This window comes from Fibrobacter sp. UWCM, assembly GCF_900129735.1.
Classification (GTDB): domain Bacteria; phylum Fibrobacterota; class Fibrobacteria; order Fibrobacterales; family Fibrobacteraceae; genus Fibrobacter.
On record NZ_FQWR01000002.1, the window covers coordinates 53,389 to 75,196 of the forward strand.

General features: G+C 55.5%; 15 protein-coding genes and 1 tRNA gene. 6 read left to right on the forward strand and 10 right to left on the reverse strand.

Annotated features, from left to right (window positions below; genetic code table 11):
- Window positions 1-27: 27 nt before the first annotated feature.
- From BUB22_RS01660 to BUB22_RS01670, 3 genes are all read right to left on the reverse strand, one after another.
- Window positions 28-1,056, reverse strand: coding sequence for a PD-(D/E)XK nuclease family transposase (locus BUB22_RS01660; protein WP_073113652.1), 1,029 nt, complete (start codon window positions 1,054-1,056; stop codon window positions 28-30).
- A gap of 115 nt (window positions 1,057-1,171) precedes the next feature.
- A complete protein-coding gene (locus BUB22_RS01665) occupies window positions 1,172-2,146 on the reverse strand; it encodes an L-threonylcarbamoyladenylate synthase (protein ID WP_073113653.1) in 975 nt (324 codons plus the stop codon).
- A gap of 86 nt (window positions 2,147-2,232) precedes the next feature.
- Window positions 2,233-5,124, reverse strand: a complete 2,892-nt coding sequence (locus BUB22_RS01670) for a DUF349 domain-containing protein (RefSeq protein ID WP_073113654.1) — start codon at window positions 5,122-5,124, stop codon at window positions 2,233-2,235.
- 147 nt (window positions 5,125-5,271) lie between these two features.
- Here BUB22_RS01670 and priA point away from each other — a divergent pair, with 147 nt between their 5' ends.
- Window positions 5,272-7,347 (forward strand): replication restart helicase PriA, encoded by a 2,076-nt coding sequence (priA, locus tag BUB22_RS01675; protein ID WP_073113655.1) that lies wholly within the window; start codon window positions 5,272-5,274, stop codon window positions 7,345-7,347.
- 53 nt (window positions 7,348-7,400) lie between these two features.
- Here priA and BUB22_RS01680 read toward each other — a convergent pair whose 3' ends face one another.
- Both BUB22_RS01680 and ffh read right to left on the reverse strand, forming a co-directional pair.
- The gene (locus tag BUB22_RS01680; RefSeq protein ID WP_073113656.1) at window positions 7,401-8,900 is read right to left on the reverse strand and encodes a glutamine synthetase family protein; all 1,500 of its coding nucleotides are present in this window, start codon (window positions 8,898-8,900) and stop codon (window positions 7,401-7,403) included.
- Between the two features lie 191 nt (window positions 8,901-9,091).
- Window positions 9,092-10,450 carry a signal recognition particle protein gene (ffh, locus tag BUB22_RS01685; RefSeq protein WP_072809714.1) on the reverse strand — a complete coding sequence of 453 codons (1,359 nt, stop codon included), beginning with the start codon at window positions 10,448-10,450 and terminating at the stop codon, window positions 9,092-9,094.
- Between the two features lie 85 nt (window positions 10,451-10,535).
- Between ffh and BUB22_RS01690 the strand changes: the two genes are divergently transcribed.
- From BUB22_RS01690 to groL, 4 genes are all read left to right on the forward strand, one after another.
- On the forward strand, window positions 10,536-11,750 hold the full coding sequence (locus tag BUB22_RS01690) for a pyridoxal phosphate-dependent aminotransferase (protein WP_073113657.1): 1,215 nt from the start codon (window positions 10,536-10,538) through the stop codon (window positions 11,748-11,750).
- 172 nt (window positions 11,751-11,922) lie between these two features.
- On the forward strand, window positions 11,923-12,264 hold the full coding sequence (locus BUB22_RS01695) for a helix-turn-helix domain-containing protein (protein WP_139258663.1): 342 nt from the start codon (window positions 11,923-11,925) through the stop codon (window positions 12,262-12,264).
- A 222-nt stretch (window positions 12,265-12,486) separates the two neighbouring features.
- Window positions 12,487-12,768: a co-chaperone GroES gene (groES, locus tag BUB22_RS01700; protein WP_072809723.1), complete on the forward strand. Its 282-nt coding sequence runs from the start codon at window positions 12,487-12,489 to the stop codon at window positions 12,766-12,768.
- Window positions 12,769-12,799: 31 nt separating this feature from the next.
- The gene (groL, locus tag BUB22_RS01705; RefSeq protein ID WP_072809725.1) at window positions 12,800-14,434 is read left to right on the forward strand and encodes a chaperonin GroEL; all 1,635 of its coding nucleotides are present in this window, start codon (window positions 12,800-12,802) and stop codon (window positions 14,432-14,434) included.
- A gap of 1,128 nt (window positions 14,435-15,562) precedes the next feature.
- Here the strand turns inward: groL and tgt are convergent.
- Window positions 15,563-16,699 carry a tRNA guanosine(34) transglycosylase Tgt gene (tgt, locus tag BUB22_RS01710; RefSeq protein ID WP_073113659.1) on the reverse strand — a complete coding sequence of 379 codons (1,137 nt, stop codon included), beginning with the start codon at window positions 16,697-16,699 and terminating at the stop codon, window positions 15,563-15,565.
- A 99-nt stretch (window positions 16,700-16,798) separates the two neighbouring features.
- The gene (locus BUB22_RS16555; protein ID WP_175547211.1) at window positions 16,799-18,307 is read right to left on the reverse strand and encodes a hypothetical protein; all 1,509 of its coding nucleotides are present in this window, start codon (window positions 18,305-18,307) and stop codon (window positions 16,799-16,801) included.
- Between the two features lie 212 nt (window positions 18,308-18,519).
- Here BUB22_RS16555 and BUB22_RS01725 point away from each other — a divergent pair, with 212 nt between their 5' ends.
- Complete coding sequence (locus BUB22_RS01725) at window positions 18,520-19,536, forward strand: acyltransferase family protein (protein WP_073113660.1); 1,017 nt, start codon at window positions 18,520-18,522, stop codon at window positions 19,534-19,536.
- Between the two features lie 52 nt (window positions 19,537-19,588).
- Here BUB22_RS01725 and BUB22_RS01730 read toward each other — a convergent pair.
- The 3 genes from BUB22_RS01730 to secG form a co-directional block, all read right to left on the reverse strand.
- Window positions 19,589-19,672 (reverse strand) — tRNA-Leu (locus BUB22_RS01730).
- An 89-nt stretch (window positions 19,673-19,761) separates the two neighbouring features.
- Window positions 19,762-21,123 (reverse strand): UDP-N-acetylmuramoyl-L-alanine--D-glutamate ligase, encoded by a 1,362-nt coding sequence (gene murD, locus BUB22_RS01735; protein WP_073113661.1) that lies wholly within the window; start codon window positions 21,121-21,123, stop codon window positions 19,762-19,764.
- A gap of 251 nt (window positions 21,124-21,374) precedes the next feature.
- Window positions 21,375-21,794, reverse strand: coding sequence for a preprotein translocase subunit SecG (gene secG / locus BUB22_RS01740; RefSeq protein ID WP_073113662.1), 420 nt, complete (start codon window positions 21,792-21,794; stop codon window positions 21,375-21,377).
- Window positions 21,795-21,808: the final 14 nt, after the last annotated feature.

Here is a 21,808-nt window from a genome sequence, read left to right on the forward strand (position 1 = left end):
TATTGAATGGCTCGCCTATAATACGGGTTACTTTATCGCCATTGCCGCGTTTAGCAACTTGACGGAAACGCCTTTTGACCGGAGAAACTGGGCAATTTTTTTCTTTTCGGTCGCAAATTTCCTGTTAGCTCGTGCTTCTCCGCGCTTTTCTCCTTCAGCGCGCCCTTCCGCGCGTCCTTCAGCGCGTCCTTCCGCGCGTCCTTCAGCGAGTCCTTTGGCACGCCCTTCTGCAAGACCTTTCTCTAGTCCTTCTGCGCGGCCCTTGTTGCGTGCGTAGCTCATGCATGCGTTGTATTCATCCCTGTCAATCATACCCGTCGCGACCTCCGTAATAAACCTTGCCTTCGCCTTGCTGACCAGTAACTGCCTGTAGACTGCCCTCACGACCTTGTCTACGCCGTGCGGCATGGCATTTGCTGTCGGCATGTTCCTGAATAGTTCTATCCACTGGTTTTCCAGTGATTCGCCCTCCTGTGGGACATACCGGGTCAAGTCTATGATAATATACTTTTTCTTAGGATAGACCGTCAAGGGGTGGGGCTTTCCCACGTCGGCAGTGCGGAAAAGCGCCAGTTCTTCGCGAAAATGCCTGCAGAACGGCACCCTGAAGTTACAGATCCATATGGAATACACCGTCGGCATGAGGTAGGGGTGTTCTTCCCGCTGTTTCACGGTTGCCTCGGCATCCATCGCAATTTTTGCGTTGGCAGAAAGCAGCATGGAGTATAGCTCGATGCGATCTAGGAAATCCTCTTGAATTGCACGTTGCATCTCTACGTCGATGAACTTCCCGCACATTGTCCTTGCGTGTATGTCGAAACTGCCCGATTTCTCGTTGCCAGCCTGGTTTCGCAACTTGACTGTCGGCTTGAGGTGGTCGACGGACTTTATCCTGCGATCCCCTTCAAGGTGCAAGACCGCATTCAAGAAGTGGATGAGGTTCTTCTTGTTCTTGAAGATTTTCTTGAATACAGGGTCGTATGTCGGATCGAAGAATTTTTTCTTGCGGATCTCCGCTTCCTTCTCTCTAATTTTCTGTTGGCGAGTCTTTTCCATGCCCCTATAATTGCAAGAAGCGTGCCAATCAAGAAATGGCGAATTTGTACGAAAAACGGCATTCTCAGGAAGTGCGACCTGCTGATTAATCGCTTAAATCACTGATTTATGGATTTTAATCAGTAAGGGGCAATGTCTTGATGCTGGCGCGCTTGAGGCGGTCGTTCAGGGCGATGCCGATTCCCTTGTTGGGTATCGGGTCCACAAGAATCAAATCGTAATTGGGCGTATCCAGGTCGTGCATGTAGGCGTATAGCCTTGCGGTCGCCTCGGTCATGTCACCCGTTGCAGACAAGTTCACTGTGGCAGGAATCGCTCCGGCCTGGTTCCCGAACGCGATGCGCGCAGTATGCTCCGGCAGTTTGTAACCTGCGGGCACTTCTCCGAAATAGAGCGGCACCTGCGGGCGGTAATGCGTATCGCACTGGCCCGGCGCCTGCATGGCCTGCCCGGGCTTGCTTGTGGATTCCTTGACGGCGACTTCGCCGAGCACCGCCTTGAACATCTCGGGCGTAATCGCCCCCGGGCGGAGCACTGTCGGCACATCTCCGGCAAGCGAGATGATGGCGCTTTCGACCCCTACGGAGCACGGCCCGCCATCGACGATTCCCGCGATGCGGTCCGCAAGCTGTGCGGCTACGTGCTCTGCGGTCGTTGGGCTCACGTGCTTGAACAGGTTTGCGCTCGGGGCTGCAAGCGGGAGTCCCGATTTCTTGATAATCGCCTGCGCTACGGGGTGGCTCGGGAACCTTACCGCCACCGAGGGCAGCCCGCTCGTGCAAAGGTCGGGGATGCAGTCCTTCTTCGGGAGGATGATGGTCATCGGGCCTGGCCAGAAGGCTTCTGCCAGCCGGTATGCGCTTTTGGGAATGTCGCGGGCGACGTTCTCCAGTTCCGCGATGTCGGCAATATGCACGATAAGCGGGTCAAACGTCGGGCGCTCCTTGGCGGCAAAAATCTTCGCAAGCGCTTCGGGGTTGTATGCGTTCCCCGCAAGCCCATAGACGGTCTCTGTCGGGATGGCGACGACCTCGCCGGCCTTTAGCAGGTCGGCTGCTTCCGAAACGCTTGTCCAAGGAGGGAATTTCATTGCATTCCCAAAAATAGAAAATGGATGGTTGTTTTGCCATCCATAAAATATTGTAGTGATGTTTGCCGGGCGCGAGCCCTAGTGCTTTATGCCGGGGTGCTCGGTGCTGCAGGTTCGTCCTTGCGGCCGAAGGCAAACACCTTGTCGCATGCTCCGTTAAAGCGCTTCCAGATCTTATCGGACTGTTCGCGGGGAACCGCACCGACTTCCTTCCACAGTCTGCGCAGGTGCTTCACCTTGTTCATCGCGGCGGCGACGGTGGCCTCGCTCAGGTCGGTGAGCAGGTCTTCGGCCTGTTCGCACAGGAGCTGCTTCTTCTGGAGGTTGTTCTCGCGGGCCTGTTCCTGGATGTCGAGCTGGTCGCGGCGGCGGGTAAAGAAGTCGTCGCAGGCGCTACGGAATTCCTTGTGGATTTCGGAATCCTCGACGCCGCAAGATCCGAGTTCGCGCCATTCCTTCTGAATGTCGCGTACAGCATCGGCGAGCTGGTTAGAACCTGCGCTTTCGGCGAACTGCTTCACCTTGCCAATCAGTTCCAGCTTGCGGGCCTTGATTTTGTCGAGCTGCTTCTTGAGGCCTTCGTCGCTTGCTGCCATGGCGGTAATGAACAGGTTCATCTTGGAATTGTACCGCTCGTTGATAGCCTCGACGGATTCCTTCGGCACCATGCCGATGGCCTTCCATTCCTCGCGGATGGCCTTGATGGCTTCGGTCGTTTCTGCAGTTACGTTGTTTGTATCCATCGCGTCGAGCTTGTCGCAAAGGGCGACCTTCTTCGCTAGATTGGCCTGCTTCTCGTTGTCCATTTCCTCGAAGTGGCTTCGCTTCTTGTCGAAGAATGCGTCGCACGCACTGCGGAAGCGGGTCCAGATTTCCTCGGACTTGCTCTTGGGCACGGGACCGGTGGCCTTCCAGGCATCCTGCAACTGCTTGAGCTTGTTGGAGGTCGCGTTCCAGTCGGTAGATTCCTTGAGAGCCTCGGCTTCCTCGATGAGTTTCAACTTCTTCTCGAGGTTCGTCTCGCGGTTCTGGTCTTCTTGCTTGATGCTTTCCTTGTACTGGGCAAAGAATGCGTTCGATGCGGCCTTGAACCTTTCGATAAGCGCGTTCAGGCTTTCCTTGGGCACCATGCCGATGTTCTTCCAGTTTTCCTGGATTTCCTGCATGGCCTTGTACTTGTCCTTCCAGAAGATTGTGGTGTCGGCGACCAGGTCCTCGATCTTCTTGCAGAGTTCCTGCTTGCTTTCGAGGTTCTTCTGGCGTTCGACTTCACGTTCTTCGATAAACTGCGAGCAGTTGTCGCGAATCTGGGTAAACAGGGCCTGGAACTTGTCGCGGAATTCCGCGAACTTCGCAGGGGAGACGGGGCCGATGTTCTTCCACTTGTTGCTGAATTCGCGCAGCTTGTTGAGCACGTCCTGGCTACCGGGTTCCTTGGCGAGCATTTCCATCTCTTCGAGGATGCCTGCACGGTCCTTCTCGTTGTGCCAGGATTCCCACTGGCGCATTTCCTGGAAACGCTCGGTAGCGCTCTTGTACTCGAGCCACAGGTCGTGGTACTTGAACTTCTGTTCGCCCACGATGTTCTTCCATTCGGCGAACGTGTCGCGGAGCTTCTGGCTCAGGTTCTTGAAGTCTTCGTTCTCGTCGAAGCCCTTTACGCGCTCGATAAGCTTGCGGAGCTTTTCGGCGTTTTCTTCGTAGCGCTTCTGGGCGGTCTCTTCGAAGGCCGCAATCTTTTCCTTGAGCTTGTTGCGCAGGGCGTTGTAACTCTGGAGGTTCAGGTCGGAACCTTCGAGGAGCGGGAGCTTTTCCCATTCGCGCACGATGGAGTGCACGTGCTTCTGGGTCGTTTCCGAAACTTCGGAATCGGCGATGGCCTGCAGCATGTCAAGCAACTGCTTGCGGGCCTTGTCCTCGTCGGCGGTGTCAACTTCCGTTTCGGTAACTGCGGTGTCGGCCTTCTTGAGTTCCTGGCTCTTGAGGAGGGCGAGATTGAAGCGCTTTACCGATTCTGCATCCATGATGGACTTCTTCTCGTTCCATTCGGCAACGATTTCGGCGATGCGGTCTGCCTTTTCGCTTGCATTGTCAGAGGCGATGATGCCCTCGAATTCTTCAAGGAGGGCAGAAAGCTGCTGTTTGCTCGCCTCCTTCTCGGCATTCGCCTTTTCGGCGGCAGCGCGTTCGGCATCGGCTTCGGCGAGGAACTTCTTGTAGCTTGCGTAGATTTCGTCAAGGGTTGCCTGCTTGTCGCCCATGCCGAGGGTTTTCGCCTCGTTCATCAGGGCTTCGAACTGGTCCTTGACCTCTTGCGGGTTCTTTTTGCCGGCGAGCGAGTGCGCCTGCTGGATAAGCGCGTTCCTCTTGCCGTTGAGCAGGGCTTCGGCCCTCTTGCCGCCGTCTTCGACTTCCTTCTTGGCGCGGATCTTTTCGATGGCGATTTTCCTTACAGAGGAGTGCTTCGAGCTCTTCGAAATATCCGTGAGCGAGGATTCCGATTCAATGCGGTCCACTGCGGTCTTTGCAATTTCTTCCTTGGCATCCTTATTGGCGGCGTACGTGAGCACGTTGACCTTGCCCGTCTTCTTGATGAGTTCCAGGCGGAGCTCGGAGTTGGGCATGGATTTTGCAAGTTCTTCGGCATAGCGGGTGTCCTTGATGTCGTCTACGTACTTGAGTACTTCCGCGTTTGCCGGTTCACGATAGTCCTTGAGCATCTTGGTGACTTCTTCAAAATAACGCGATTCAGCCAAGCGACGTACACCTGCCTCGCTGTCCTTCTTCGAAATTGCCGAAAGGGACGGAATCAGGGTAAGTTTTTTAACGGCTGCGGTTCTAACGCTACTATCTTCATCCGAAAGGGCAATGCGTTCCAAGGTGCTCTGTTCGCGAACGTCCATGTCTTCGACAGCTTCGAGTCGCTTTTCAGGGTTGGAATTCTGCCATTTCGGTCTCAATGCATCCAATAAGCTCATAGGAATCTCCAGTAAGTTGGCGGGCCTTGATAAGGTCCGTGTATCATAATCTAAATAAAAAGATTACAAGTGGTTTAAGAAAATCTTGTTTTTTTGGCAAATAAACGGGTAGAAACGGGGTGCAGTTTACCTATCTTTGGGGGTAAAATGGCAAAACGCATACCCAAAACGGAAGCGCCCGAGCAAATTCGAGTGAAACACGCCCCGGAAACCCTGGAGCGGTTCTGCGAGGTGTATATCCCGCAGGCGCCCTCCGTCTATACTTACGGAGTTCCTTCCGGGCTGTTTGCCGGCCCTGAAATCCGGCGGGGGAGCGTGGTCTGGGTGCAGTTTGCCACCCGCAAGGCACCGTCGCTTGCGGTTGTCGCGAAGGTGCATACGGAAAGGCCCGCGTTCAACGTGCGGTGCGCCTACCCGCATGCGTCGGGCTACGTTTTTAACGAGCGGTACATGGAATCGCTCGAATGGGTGGCGCGTTACTATATAAGCACGCCGATGAAGGCGCTGGACGTGTTCTGGCCTGCCGATTTCGGGAAGTATCTCGATGCGCTTGCGGCAAGGCAAGCGGAGGCTGGCGAAGTTTCGGGCGAGGAAGGTGCGGCTGCCCAGATGCCCGCGCGCCCCGACGTGCCTCCGCTTACCGACGAACAGCAGGTGGCGCTCGACTCGCTCGTGTCCGACCTTTCGGGTACGGGCTTCCGGGGCTCGCTCTTGCATGGCGTGACCGGTTCGGGCAAGACGCGCGTGTATCAGGAACTAGCCTACGAGGCGTTGAGCCGCGGGTTGCGCGTCTTGATTCTCGTTCCCGAAATCGGGCTCACCCCGCAGACGGCGGGCCGGTTCGAGGACTTTTTGCGGGTGCCCGTGCACGTGCTGCACTCGGCGCTCTCCGCCCCGAAGCGGCGCGAATCCTTCGTCTCGATTCTGGAAGGGAGCGCGCGCGTGGTTCTCGGGACCCGGAGCGCGATACTTGCACCGTTCGATTTCGATGTCGTGATTCTCGACGAGGAACACGATTCCTCGTTCAAGCAGCAGGACCCCGCCCCGCGCTACCATACCCGCGAACTCGCGTTCCACCTGGCCTACAAGTACGGGGCGCTCGTGGTACTCGGGAGCGCGACCCCCTGCATCGAAACTTTCCATAACGCAAGTACAGATAAATTAAAATACCTCAAGTTGCAGAAGCGCGCGACGTCGGCGAGCCTGCCCGAGGTGAGCATCGTCGATATGGGGAAGGTCCGCCAGCAGAAGGGGATCCTCATGTCGCCCGATTTGCGCGACGCCCTCGTGAAGTGCGTTGCGGATGGCGACCAGGCGATTGTGCTCATGAACCGTCGCGGGTATTCCAAGGTCCGCATTTGCGGGGAATGCGGCGAGACGCTCTACTGCAAAAACTGCCATGTGCCGCTCGTTTACCACAGGCAGTACAATTCCCTGCTGTGCCACTACTGCGGGCTGCTTTACCCGGTGAACACGCCGTGCCGTGCCTGCGGGGCCGAAACATACGAGTTCGTGGGCGGTGCCATCGAAAAGCTCGAGGAAGAAATCCTGGAGTGGGTGCCGGATGCAAAGATTGTGCGCATGGACCGCGATACCACGCAGAACGTGGGCTCGGTCGAGAAAATTCTGGAATCGTTCCGGAAGGGCGAATACAACATCCTGCTCGGCACGCAGATGGTCGCGAAGGGCCACGATTTCCCGGGCGTGAAGCTCGTGGGCGTCGTGGGTGCCGACAGCGGTTTCGGGATGCCCGATTTCCGCAGTACGGAGAGGCTGTTCCAGTTGCTGAGCCAGACGGCGGGGCGTGCGGGCCGTGCCGGGGGTACGGGTCGCGTGCTAATCCAGACGCAGAACCCGAACGAGCCGGTGATGAACTTCGCGCTCCACCACGATTTTGCGGGCTTTGCCGAGATGGAAACCCGCGATCGCAAGGATGCATTCTATCCGCCGTTCTGCAAGATGGTGGAGGTCTCCTTCGGGAGCCGTGACGAGGGCGCCCTGCGCGATGCTGTCGCCCGCGTGGAAGCGCTTTGCCGCGCCGAAAAGAGCCTGATGGTCATGGGCCCGGTGGATGCGTTTATCCCCGTGGTGCAGAACGTTCGCTGGGTAAAACTGTACCTGAAGTCGAACGACCTCTCGGCGGTGCGCCGAATCCTTTCGCCTGTCGTGAACGCGCCGAAACCCGTGTTCCCCGGCGTGGATATCAAGGTGGAAATCGAATAAAGAAAGGGTCCCGGTAAAAACCGGAACCCTGTTTTGAAATTGCGCGCGATGTATTAGCCGCAGTAGAAGTACGTCTTCACGAGCTTCTGCATGGCGGTCTTGGACTTCGTGACCTGGGCGCGGAGCGTCTTGTCCTTGAAGGCCTTCAGCTGGTCGATGATGCCGTCGATCATGGCGGGGCTGAACACGCCGAATTCCTCGTACACCTTCCTCTGCTTGGCAAGGCAGTCGGCAGATGCCCAGCAGCTGTCGGGCAGAGTGTCGAGCTTGCTCAAGAGCTTTGCGTTTTCCTTCTTGTGGATGTTCACGTTCACGTAGGTCTGTTCGGCCACTTTCAGGCCGTCCTTGAGGCTAAGCCCGTAGCGGCAGGCGACGCAGAGGCCGGCCATGAGCAGGTACACGTTGGCACTGGCATCCGGGGAGCGCATTTCCACGGTCTGCTTCTGGTGCGTGTCGTAACTCGTGCCCTTCTCGTTCGGGTTCGCGATTTTGCAGAGGTCGGTCTTCGATGCCCAGCCGAGCGGTACGCGTACCAGCACGGAGCGGTTGCGGTCACCCCAGCACACGTTGGTCGGGGCTTCCTGGTGGGGCACCAGGCGCAGGTAAGATGTCGGGTTCTGGTTGCCGAACGCGGTAATGGACGGGGCGAGCTTCATCATGCCGGCGATGGCGCGGCGGGCGGTTTCGCTGATGACTCCGTTCTTGAGCATCTGGTTGTTGCCGTCCTTCATGATGCGCATGTGGATGTGAAGGCCCGAACCCGCCTTGCCAACGGTAATCTTCGGGGCGAACGTCACGTCGAGGCCGAGCTGTGCGCCGAGGTTACGGATAATCCACTTGGCGATGGTGAGCTGGTTGGCCGCGTCTTCTGCCGGGCAGGGGAGGAACTCGATTTCGTTCTGCTCGTAGAGCTTGCCGTCTTGCGTGAAGTTGCCCACTTCGCTGTGGCCGTACTTGATCTGGCCGCCGGCCTGCGCGATGTAGAGCATGCACTGCTGGCGGAACTCGTTGAACTTCGCGAACGGTGCGGATTCGTGGTAGCCCTTCTGGTCCACTGCCGGGAATTCGCCCATGTCGTCGGCAATCACGTAGTATTCCAGTTCGCCCATGGCCTGGAATTCCATGCCGGTCTCCTTCTTGAAGGCTTCGCATGCCTTGTGGAGCGTGTATTCCGGGGAGGATTCGAGCGGCTGTCCGTCCTTGTTGAAGAAACTGCAGAGCAGGCAGAGAGTCGGGAGTTCCGCGAACGGGTCCATGAATGCGGAGGAGAATTTCGGCACCACGTAGAGGTCGGAAGAAGAGGCTTCGATGTAGCTGAACAGCGATGAACCGTCTACGCGTTCGCCGCAGCTGAGGATTTCGTCTAGGTAGTCGGCATCGTTGATGACGAAGTTGAGGGTCTTGAGACGGCCGTCTCCGCCTGCATACATGAAGTTCAGGTGGCGGATGCCATTGTCGAAGATGTACTTCTTGATGTCTTCCTTGGTGAATTTGTCGCGGGGCTTCTTGAGGGCCGTGACGAGAGCGTTGGCAGAATAAGCGGTAGATGCCATTTATTTTTCCTTTTTTTTGATGTTTTTTTTTCACTTTTTGGAAATAATACTGTCTACAATCTACCATTTTTCTTACAAAAAAGAAAACACTATATGAAAAAAATTTCCATATAGTGTAAAATTACGTCATTTTGTAATTATTTACGCTAAAACGCCGAAATTGCCTACGAGGGAGAACCCCTCCCTAGTCGTTATTTTCTTTTCTTTTTGACCTTAGGCGGCGTGTAGTTGCTGCCAATCTGGCCGCCGTTGTTCTGCTTGCGGGCCATGTCGCCCACCTTCTTGAACATTTCCTTCATGTCGTCGTACTGCTTGAGCACGGCGTTCACGCGCGAAATCTCGGTGCCCGAACCCTTCGCGATGCGGTTCTTGCGGCTTCCGTCCAGAATCTGCGGCTTCTTCCTTTCCTTCGGGGTCATGGAGCTGAGGATGGCTTCCACATAAACTAACTGCTTCTCGTCAATCTGGTCGAGCGGTAGTTTGTTCAAACCCGGGATGAGCCCGAGGATATCCTTGATGCGGCCGAGCTTCTTGATGGTGCGGAGCTGGTTCAGGAAGTCGTTCAGGTCGAACGTGTTGTTGAGAATCTTCTTCTTGAGGTCCTTCGCATCCTTTTCGTCAATAACCTGCTGCGCCTTTTCCACGAGGCTCACCACGTCGCCCATGCCGAGAATGCGGCTCGCCATGCGGTCGGGGTGGAACAGCTCGATATCGGGGAGCTTTTCGCCCACGCCGATAAAGCATATGGGCACGCCCGTCATCTTCTTGATGCTGAGTGCCGCACCGCCGCGGGTGTCGCCGTCCATCTTCGAGAGGCACACGCCCGTAAACGAGAGGCGCTGCCAGAAGGTCTCGGCCACGTTCACCGCTTCCTGACCGATCATCGCGTCGGCCACGAACAGGATTTCGTCGGGGTGGACGGCTTCCTTCGCCTTCTCGAGTTCCTGCATCAGTTCTTCGTCAATTTGCAGGCGGCCTGCGGTATCGTAAATCACGAGGTCGAAGCCGTTGTCCTTTGCATACTGGTAACCGTGCTTGATGATTTCCACCGGGTCGCCCTGGCCTTCTTCGTAGACCGGGATGCCGATAGACTTGCCGAGCACCTGCAACTGCTTGATGGCTGCAGGGCGGTACACGTCCGCTGCCACGAGGAGCGGCTTGCGTTTTTTCTTGCTGCGCATCCAGAGGGCAATCTTGCCGGCGAAGGTTGTCTTGCCGGAACCCTGGAGGCCCGCCATCATGATGCCTACCGGAGCGGGGCCGGAGAGGTTGATTTCCTTGGTTTCGCCACCCATGACGGCCACAAGCTCGTCGTGGATGATTTTCACAATCTGCTGACCGGGGGTCACGGAATTGAGAACCTCGCTACCGAGGGCCTTTTCCTTGACGGCCTTCACGAAGTCGCGGGTCACGTTGAAGTTCACGTCTGCTTCGAGGAAGGCGCGGCGCACTTCGCGCAGCGATTCGGCGACGTTTTCTTCGGTGAGCTTGCCCTGCCCGCGCAGGTTCTTGAGAGTAGATTCTAGAGAGTCGGTCAGCTGTGAAAACATAGTGAGCGCAAATATAGAATATTAGACGAAAGACTATAGACGAAAGACGATAGGGTTGCCGGTATAAATGCTAAATTTGCCAGCCATGAAGCCGTTAAGTGAGCGCACAGAGACCTTTACCGATTCCGTTATCCGCAGAATGACCCGCATCGCGAACGCTTGCGGGGCGATAAACCTTTCGCAGGGTTTCCCGGATTTCGACCCGCCGGAGGCGCTGACGAGGCGCTTGGCCGAAATTGCCCCTGTGGGGCCGCACCAGTATGCAATCACCTTCGGTGCTCAGAATTTTCGCGAGGCGCTGAGCGACAAGCAGTTCCGTTTTGGCGGATTGCGTTACGATCCGCAAACGGAAATCGTCATTACCTGCGGTAGTACCGAGGCGATGATGGCCTCGATGATGTCGGTCTGCAACCCCGGTGACAAGGTCGTGCTGTTCTCGCCTTTTTATGAGAACTATTCTGCCGACACTATACTCTGCGGGGCGACTCCCGTATATGTGCCGCTTTCCCCGGTGGATCTGAGCTTCGATGCCGACGTCCTGGAAAGCGCCATGAAACAGCCGGGCGTGAAGGCTCTCGTGCTGTGCAATCCGGCGAACCCGAGCGGGAAGGTCTTTACCCGCGAGGAACTTTCGGTAATCGCCTCCCTGGCAGTGAAGTATGACCTGTACGTGATTACGGACGAAGTGTACGAGCATATCATCTACGCGCCTCACCGTCACACGTATATCTCGACGCTTCCGGGAATGTTCGAACGCACCATCGAGTGCAGTTGCCTGAGCAAGACTTATTCAATTACTGGCTGGCGTCTCGGATACGTGCTTGCCGCGGCCCCCGTGATGGACCGCGTCAAGAAAGTCCACGACTTTTTGACGGTCGGCGCCGCTGCCCCGCTCATGGAGGCCGCCGTGACAGCACTCCGCTTCGATGATTCGTACTACGCGGGCCTGCAGGCGCACTATACGCACATGAAGCAGCTGTTTACGGATGGTTTGCGGAACCTGGGGCTCCGCTTCTCCGAACCGCAGGGTGCTTACTTTGTCCTAATTGATATTTCTGAATTTGGATATGGCACGCGCAATTCCCGTGCTGGGTCAAACGTTCTTCTTGATGGTGGCAAGTTGCCCGACGAACAGTTCTGCATTGACATGGCGCAGAAGGTGGGCGTTGCCGCGGTGCCGGGTTCCAGCTTCTTTCGGGAACCGGTGGACCACCTGGTGCGCCTCCACTTTGCCAAGAAGGACGAGACCCTCTACGAGGCGCTGAATCGTCTTGAAAATCTTAAAAATCTGAAGCGATGATTGCTTGGGCGGTTTGCCCCAGGGAACCGCTAAAAAATAACCGGTATACAAAAATTTCAAAGGGTAGGTAAAGTAACTTTTATTGACATTTTGTGTACGAAAAATATAAGCAAATAAAAATAATGAAAACATATGAGTGTGCGATTTTCTGTTAATTTTCTATTTTTGGGCCATGAATTACAAGAATGAAGAAGTTTTCAACCGTGCGTTCCGAAAATTGATGCTTGAATTGCGTAAGAACATGCTGTGCTCGCAGACGGCCCTTTCGAAATGTGTAGGTGTTACGCGGCAGGCGATATCGATGATGGAATGCGGCAAGCGGTTGCCTTCGTTGCAAGGCTTTTGCGAACTTGCCCAGGGGGTGGGGCTGACTCCGGCTCAGCTCATGAACTGGCTGGAACGGATTTGCGAGGTGGAATCCAATGCTGCAAGGCCAGATGTCAGGAATATAAACATGGCTTTGGAGTATGTGAGAAACGCGAAAGAGAGCGCAAACTCGGCAAAATGCGTATAATTTTGAAACGTTGCTACAGAGTGTTTTATTTTTAAACACTCTTTTGCCTTCTTTTAGGCGATTTGAGGCGCCTTTTTACCATATAAATACAAACATCGTGCCTAAAACTAGGTTTGGCACACCTTTTGCTAATAATTGGGCGAACAAAAATAGTCCAGTTTGGACCAAGGTTTAAACAAAGGGCCCCGCGAAAGCGGCCGTCCGCAAAAAAGGAAAAGTAAAATGATCAAGCCTTTAGCAGATCGAATCGTTGTCAAGCCGGCAGAAGCCGAACAGAAGACCTCCTCGGGTCTCTTCATTCCGGATAACGCCAAGGAAAAGCCCATGCAGGGCAAGGTCGTGGCCGTGGGCCCGGGCCGCAAGAACGACAAGGGCGAAATCGTCCCGATGGAAGTCAAGGTGGGCGACGTGGTGCTCTACGGCAAGTACAGCGGCACTGAAGTCACTGTCGATGGTGAAAACTACCTCATCGTGAAGGAACCGGACGTCATCGCGACGCTCTAATCAAAAAAGTTTATAAAAAAGGAAAAACAAAATGGCAAAGCAACTCAAGTTTGATGTGGCGGCTCGCGAATCCCTCATGAAGGGCGTGGACAAGCTCGCCAACGCAGTCAAGGTAACTCTCGGCCCCAAGGGCCGTAACGTGATGATCGCCCGCTCCTTCGGTGCCCCGAACGTGACGAAGGACGGCGTGACTGTCGCTAAGGAAGTGGAACTGGAAGACGCCTACGAAAATCTCGGCGCCCAGATGGCCAAGGAAGTCGCGAACAAGACTTCTGATGCCGCCGGTGACGGTACCACCACCGCTACGGTTTTGGCCCAGGCCATCACCCGCGAAGGCCTCAAGAACGTGGCCGCCGGTGCAAACCCGATGGACATCAAGCGCGGCATGGACGCTGCGGTTGACGCCGTCATCAAGGAAATCGGCAAGATGGCCGTGAAGATCAACGGCAAGGAACACATTGCCCAGGTCGCTACCATCTCCGCGAACAACGACCCTGAAATCGGTGACTTGCTCGCCAACGCCATGGAAAAGGTCGGCAACGACGGTGTGATTACCATCGAAGAATCCAAGACCGCCGACACGGTGCTCGACGTGGTGGAAGGTATGCAGTTCGACCGCGGCTACCTTTCTCCTTACTTTGTCACCAACACCGACAGCATGGAAGTCTCCCTCGAGAATCCGTACATCCTGTTGTACGACAAGAAGATTTCTACCATGAAGGATTTGCTCCCGATGCTCGAACACGTGGCAAAGCAGGGCAAGTCTCTCCTCATCATCGCCGAAGACGTCGATGGCGAAGCTCTCGCAACGCTCGTCGTGAACAAGATGCGTGGTACCCTGAAGGTCGCCGCCGTCAAGGCCCCGGGCTTCGGTGACCGTCGCAAGGCCATGCTCGAAGACATCGCTATCCTCACTGGCGGTATGCTGGTTTCCGAAGACACGGGCGCAAAGCTCGAAGATGCTCCGGTCACCGTCCTTGGCCAGGCCAAGTCCATCACCATCACGAAGGACAACACCACGATTGTGGAAGGTGCCGGTGATGCTGCCTCCATCAAGGGCCGTATCGGTCAGATCAAGAAGCAGATCGAAACCACCACGAGCGACTACGACCGCGAAAAGCTCCAGGAACGCCTGGCCAAGCTTGCCGGCGGCGTTGCCGTCATCAAGGTCGGTGCCGCTACCGAAGTCGAAATGAAGGAAAAGAAGGACCGCGTCGACGACGCCATGCACGCAACCCGCGCTGCCGTCGAAGAAGGTATCGTTCCGGGTGGTGGCGTTGCCCTCATCCGTGCCGAGAAGGCCATCGACTCCCTCAAGTTCGATAACGACGACCAGAAGACCGGTGCTGCCATCATCCGCCGCGCCATCGAAGAACCGCTCCGCCAGATCGTGCAGAACGCTGGCCTCGAAGGCTCTGTGGTGGTGAACAAGGTCAAGGAAGGCAAGGACGCCTTCGGTTACAACGCGAAGACCGACACCTACGAAGACCTCATCAAGGCTGGCGTCATCGACCCGGCTAAGGTGACCCGCACGGCCCTCAAGAACGCCTCCTCCATCGCCTCGATGATCCTCACGACTGACTGCGTGATCACCGAGAAGAAGGAACCCAAGCCGGCTGCTCCGGCCATGGACCCGGGCATGGGTGGCATGGGCGGCATGATGTAATAAAGGTCGCTGAGCTTGTCGAAGCGCCGATAAAGATTCTCCTCCTAACAAAAAGCACTCGGTTCGAAAGAGCCGGGTGTTTTTTTGTTGCAGCGCTGATATATACTTGGCTTCGGATATGGCTTGCACGCTCACACGATCACTTCGTTTAAGTGTTCGCTTAGCGAGCCATATTCCTCCGCCAAAAATATGCGAGGGCTCCGGCAGAAATTTGTTTATTGCTATGACGCAAAAAACGGGACGTGTATACCGGGAGGAAAACCTTGTGACTGTTAGTCCCTGCGGTTTTCCTTTAAACTGCAGTTCTCTATTTAGGGGGAGGGATGCTTGAACGAGTTTTATATTTTGTTGCAGCGCTGATATATACTTGGCTTCGGATATGGCTTGCACGCTCACACGCACACTTCGTTTAAGTGTTCGCTTAGCGAGCCATATTCCTCCGCCAAGAATAAGTGAGGGCTCCGGCAGAAATTTGTTTATTGCTATGACGCAAAAAAACGGGATGTGTATACCGGGAGGAAAACCTTGTGACTGTTAGTCCCTGCGGTTTTCCTTTAAACTGCAGTTCTCTATTTAGGGGGAGGGATGCTTGAACGAGGTTTATATTTTGTTGCAGCGCTGATATATACTTGGCTTCGGATATGGCTTGCACGCTCACACGATCACTTCGTTTAAGTGTTCGCTTAGCGAGCCATATTCCTCCGCCAAAAATATGCGAGGGCTCCGGTCCTCCGGGGGAATGCGTTGCGCCGTTTGGCAGACCAAACTGGTTGCAGTTTGTAATTTGGTCTGCTGAAATTTCATTTGTCTGTAACAAAAGCATTGGTTTTGTAATTGTTGGGCAGACCAAAACGGACGCACACCTTTATTTGGTCTGCTGAAATAGCTTTTGCTTGTGGTAAAAGTATGCGTCTTTTTCGTTTTGGGCAGACCAAAACGGACGCATACCTTCATTTGGTCTGCTGAAAATGGAATTTACACTTGGTGAGAGCTTCTTTTTGCTGTAAATCGCGCTGCAGCACTTCGCACTTCTCGCGTTTCCTGTTTGATGCCTTGCTTATCGCAAGGCATCTTAGACAAGGGAAGGCTCCGCCCTCCCTAACACCCTCCTTTCCCAAAAGCTAATGACTATTGGAGGTCGCGTTGCAGGATTTCGCACTTCTCCCTTTTCCACTCTTCAAATGTGTCGTCGGCGATATGCTGCTTGGCTTCGCGCATCAGGTGCAGGTAAAAATGCAGGTTGTGGATGCTCGCTAGCGTGAACCCGAGCGATTCTCCGGCGTGGTGCAGGTGGCGCAGGTACGCGCGGCTAAAATTACGGCAGCAGTAGCAGTCGCAATTCGGGTCCACCGGCTTGTCGAATTCCTCGGCATGGCGCGCCGCCTTGTAGCGCAGCACGCCTTCGCTCGTAAACAGCATGCCGTTGCGCGCGTTGCGGGTTGGCATCACGCAGTCACACATGTCCACGCCGCGCTCGATGAGCTCCAGCAAGTTCCACGGCGTGCCCACGCCCATCACGTAGCGGGCGTGGTCCTGCGGCAGAATGTCGGTGCAAAAATCCGCAATCTCGTACATCGTCTCGGTGGGCTCGCCTACGGAAAGGCCGCCCATCGCAAAACCGTCGGGCCCGAGTTCCGCAATGCGTTCAATCGCCTGCTTGCGCAAGTTCTTGTGCATGCCACCCTGGATAATCCCGAAGAACTGCTGGTCGTACCCGTGGATGGGCAGGTGCTCCTTGAGCCATTGCATGGCTTCCGCGGTCCACTTGAGGGTGAACTTGAGGCTGTGTTCCGCCTCCTTCGCCGTACTCGGGAAGGGCGTGCACTCGTCGAGCGCCATGATGATGTCTGCGCCTATTTCGCGCTGGGCGTTCATGACGCTTGCGGGGCTAAAGAAGTGTTTTGAACCGTCAAGTATGCTCCTAAACTCGACGCCCTCCGGTGTAATCTTGCGCAAATCCTTCAGGCTCCATACCTGGAATCCGCCGCTGTCCGTGAGCACCGGGCCATCCCAAGCCATGAACTTGTGGATGCCGCCCGCCTTCGCGATGCGGGGCGTGGTGGGGCGCAGGTATAGGTGGTAGGTGTTCGCGAGGATGATTTCCGCCTTGATGTCCTTGAGCTGGGCGGGCGTGACCGCCTTGACTGTCGCCTCGGTGCCCACGGGCATAAAGATGGGGGTCGTCACGTCGCCGTGGTCGGTGTGGACCACGCCGAGGCGTGCCTTCGATTTCTTGGAAGTTTTCAGGAGTTCGAAACGGTTCATGGTTTGCGCATAAAGATAGATTTTTGCGGGCCGCCTGCGGGGCAAAATAAAAACCGTCGGGCTTGTACCCGACGGTTTTTAAGACTTGTAACCTTTCGATTAGAAGTTGAACACGGTCTCAACACCGAAGCGGAGAGCGGTGTCGTCATCGTTGTCGCCTATAGGAATGTCAACCATACCGAAGGCGGTGATGTCGAGGTTCTCGACCGGAGTCAGGTAGAGACGGCCACCGACGTCGATGGTCTTGGTGTCGTCGCGATCGTCGTCGAGGGTGTTGGTGTGGAATTCAACCGGGATACCGAACTTCATGAAGCCACCGACCTTGAGGGCGGGTTCTGCATACACGAAGAAGTATTCAGGAATTTCGGTAGACCAAGCATCACTAGCCGGAGCGTCGGTGTCGCTGATGAATGCGTAGAAGAAGGTGGTCTTGATCTGGAACATGGCCACGTCGAAGCTGGGTTCAGCCAAGATAGCGTGGGCGGTAGAGGTCCAATCCTGACCGTCGACGATGTCTTCGTCATCCAGGAGGTAGTCAGCATGGAAACCGTACACAGCGCGGAAGCTGAAGCCACCGATGTTGATGCCAGCGTCGATACCGGCATGCAGTTCGTTGTGCTGTTCCTGCTGGTAGCTCTTGTAGTCGAAGAACGGACGCAGGTGCTGACCGGCGTAGTCGAATTCGTATGCCACGTGAGCATTGTAGACCTTGCAGCCTTCATCTTCGGCCGGGTCGCCCCAAGCGCAGCGGTCGTTAGCGCCACGGCCAAAGCCGAAACCGAGTTCGAGACCGGCGAGGTCAATCTGCAGACCGCGAATGTCGTGTTCCTTCATGCCGGCGGCATTGTACTGCGGGTCATCGTAGCCGTAGTAGGCCTTGAATGCACCTTCCGTGAAGGTGAGGTCACCGAACTTCACAGCAAAGAAGTCGGCGGGCTTGTACTGGACGAATGCGCCGTTGTAGCCGACACCCGGATTGTCGATCGGGCCGTCAGCTTCGAGACCGACGTGTGCAGACCACTTGTCGTTGAACTTCACGTCGATATTGAAGTCGAAGGTGGTCCAGTAGCTGTGGTTGAAGTCGTCGTCGTTGAGGACGTCGCCAGAGTAAATATCGAATTCGGCAGAACCGGAGAACTTCACTTCCATCTGGGCGGCGGAGGTTTCTTCGTTCATGCTGGCCTTGAGCATCGCGAAAGCGTTGCCGGCAGCGTTAGCAACTTCACCCGGATTGGTGTTTTCGGCCGGCTTGGCATCTTCGGCCTTAGCTTCTTCAGCCTTCTTGGCTTCTTCAGCAGCCTTAGCTTCTTCAGCCTTCTTGGCTTCTTCGGCAGCCTTAGCTTCTTCGGCCTTCTTGGCCTCTTCGGCAGCCTTGGCCTCTTCGGCCTTCTTGGCTTCTTCAGCAGCCTTGGCCTCTTCGGCCTTCTTGGCTTCTTCAGCAGCCTTAGCTTCTTCAGCCTTCTTGGCTTCTTCGGCAGCCTTCACGGAATCAGCCGGGGCGGCAGCCTGTTCTGCGGGAGCCGCAGCCGGAGCGGCGGCAGGAGCCTGGGCAAACGCACCAGCGGCAGCGAGGCCGAGCACGATTGCGGAGAGCGTCATCTTCTTCATTTGTGTCTCCTTGGAAGAGATTGGTTTTGTGTTAACAGGTGTAAATTTAGTTAGGTTTGCCCCCCTTTGGCACATATTTTCTCAAAAAAAATGAAGAAATGTATTATTTTTGTAGCATTTTGCAGTTATGACGTGTTTTATGTCACGGAAAGTGGCAAAATGCATTTTTTACAATATGTATATTTGCTCGTAACTCGTTGAGTAGGTTAGAGATGCGTGAATCTTCCGACAGGCTGGAGTGGATTTCTTTTTTGCAGGTTTTTGCCATCATCCTGGTGGTAATCGGGCACTCTTTTTACCATCACGAGGACAACATCGTGTATGAGTGGATATACTCGTTCCACATGCCGCTTTTCTTCTTTATTTCGGGCCACCTTCTGCACGTTTCGGTAAAGCGTTCCGGCAAGCCCTTGGGCCAGTACTTTGGGCTGCGCGCCCTTGCAAAAAAGGCGAGGCGGTTGCTGTTGCCCTACTGGCTCATCAGTTCGCTCGTATTTGTCCCGAAGGCGTTTCTCGGGAATTTCGCGGGTCGTGAGGTCGATTTCTCGTGGGCGGGGTACGCGCACATGCTCTTCTACCCGAACGACAACGTCATTTCCATATACTGGTTCCTGCCGACCTTGTTCCTCGTGTTCTGCATTGCGTATGTGGGCGGGAAGGTTTCGCTGGTGCTAAAGTCGCGCTACTGGATTCTGCCGGTGCTGGTTGCGTCGTATTTTCTGGCGATATTTTTCCCGAGATATTCTTTAGAAATCCTGAACTATCCCGGAGTTATCGCCTTCCTGTTCTATTTCGTGATGGGTTACGCTTTTGATGTGGAATTCGTGCGTGCGCAATTGCTGAAGGATAACCGCGTGAAGCCAGTCCCTGCGATGGCCTTCGGCGTAGTGATGTGTATGGCGTTCTACGTGTATCCCGGGCATGACTGGAACCATCCGTTCTACGGATTTACGGGAATCATAATGAGCCTGTGCCTCGCGGGGCTTTACTGCCAGATGGGGCTGCGCTTCTTTAGGCCATTCTACGGTTCAACGTATGCGATATACCTGTTCTCGTGGTTTTTCCAGGTGGCAAGCCAGCAGGTGTTTCTTTCGGTTACGGGGGCGCACTGGGGGGTCGGGTCTGCGCTCGCCATGGTGACCGGATTCTTCGGGCCGTTCACGATATTCAAGTTGTGGGCGTGCCTGTCGGCTCGTATTGCCGCAAAGCGCGGTACTGCGGGCCGCTAAACGCAATTGTTCAGGTAAAAAGAAATCCCAGTCTTGCGACTGGGATCCTTTCTGCGGTCGGACAGACTTGAACTGTCATGGGATCGCTCCCACTAGCACCTCAAGCTAGCGTGTCTACCAATTCCACCACGACCGCGTGGTCCTTAGCGGAACGGCAACAAATTTAGATTGATTTGTGCCGTTTGTAAAGGGGTAGGGGTGAAAATTTTTGAAAAAAATCAAAAATTAAACGCCCGCGACCAGCTTGTCGAACACCTGCCCGCGCACCTTGTAGTTCTTGAACAGGCCAAAGCTTGCGCAGGCGGGGCTCATGATGACGGTCCCGCCCTTGCCTATGGCTAGGCTGTCGGCAAAGGCTTCCTCGAGGGTGGGGAAGATTTTTGCCGTGATACCCGCGGAATCGAGCCCGGCCTGCTTCAGGGAATCAAGCATGCGTTCGGCGGTGGCGCCGATGAGGGCGATACGCTTGAGGTTCGGGCGCTCCTTCACGAGGATGTTCGAGAGCTCGGTAAAGTCGGCGTTCTTCTCGGAACCGCCGAGGATAAGCGCGAAGGGGCGCGTCATACTGGCAGTCGCGGCAATCGTCGCGTCGGGGCGGGTGGCGTAACTGTCGTTGAAGAATTCAATCCCGTTCTTTTCGCCCTTGAATTCCATACGGAAGGGGAGGGTTTCGTAGGTCTTGAGCGCCTGGAACGCGTCGGCCACCCGAATCCCGAGTGCCTTGCACGCGAGGGTCGCCGCCGCCATGTTTTCCAGCTGGTAGATGCCGCGCACCTTGCAGTCCGCAAGGTACAGCTTCTTGCTGTCGATGGCGAGGGTGGCGCCTTCAATCACGGCATCCCCGTCACCGGCACCGTCGCCATCGGCGTGGCATACGGCATACTTTGTGCCGGCAGGGCTTTCCCCCGCAATTTTTGCCGAGGGTGCGGCATCCTTCAAGTACACGCAGGTCCCGGCACGCTTCTGCCAACGCACCAGGTTGGCCTTCGCGTCCCGGTATTCTTCCACGCTCTTGTGCCAGTCCAGGTGCTCGGTCGAAACGCGCAGAACAACGCCCACATCGGGCGAAAGCGAGAGAGTCATCAGCTGGAAACTCGAAAGTTCGAGAATGCTAATGCGGTCGGGCGTCTCTGTCTCGAGCAGGTCGAGTGCGGGCACGCCGAAGTTTCCGCCAATTTCGTTCTCTACGCCGCATTTCGTCAAGATGTGGCTAATCATGCTCACGGTCGAGCCCTTTCCGAGCGTTCCCGTTACGCCTACGACCTTCTTGGATTTAGTTTGTTCTAAAAACAGCTGGATCTGGCTCGTCATGATGCCGCCGTTCATCTGGAACTTGAACAGGTCCTGGCTCATGGGGTAAACGCCCGCGGAGCGCACGACGGTCACGCAGTCCTTGAGTCCGTCCAGGTAGCCTTCACCGCTGAATGTTTTTACGTTCACTCCCGCGGGAACTTCCGGCAAGTTTACCGGGTTCTTGTCCATTACGACTATGTCCTTGATGCCACTGCGAACCAGGTAATTGAATGTGCTCTGGCCCTCGACTCCAAAGCCGAGAACGCCTACGGGTGCGACCAATGTGTTCTGCATATTAGATACCTCTGGAGAAAAAGGTAGAAAAGGGTGTGTAATTTGAAATGTGTGGTGTGAGGTGTGTAATGAGAGTTGTTTAATATGAAATGAGGAATGTGTAATGGCTAATTCCAAATTCTACATCTCTCATCTCGCACTCCACATTTTCATTACGCCTTCGGCGCAATGAAAAATCCACCCCGCAAAAATGCAGGGCGGACTTCAATATGCGGTCAGGCTGGCTAGGCCCTGGGGCCTGCCTGCCAAACTTATTCAGCAGCCGGAGCCGGGACTTCGGTGGCCGGTGCGGCCGGAGCGTCAGCAGCGGGGGCTGCAGGTGCATCGACTGCCGGAGCGGCGAAGTCACCCGGGAGAGCCGGGACCGGAGCCTGCTGTTGGGCTGCGTTTTCGCGAGTCGCCTTCTGCATGGCAGATTCTTCGACCGTAACGTTCTTCTTCGCGGTGATGAGGCCGAGAGCGAACACGACGATGAAGAAGATGACAGCTACGACACGGGTCAGCTTCTGGATGAAGGTGGCAGCACCTGCTGTAGAGAATGCCGACTGGGAGGTCATGCCGCCGAGCCCTGCGAGGCCGCCCATCTTGTCGTTCTGCACGAGAACGAGGAGGGAGAGGAACAGGCAGAGGAACACGTGGATGACGATGAGAACCCAAAAGAGTGTTGTCATGGTGACGATTCCTT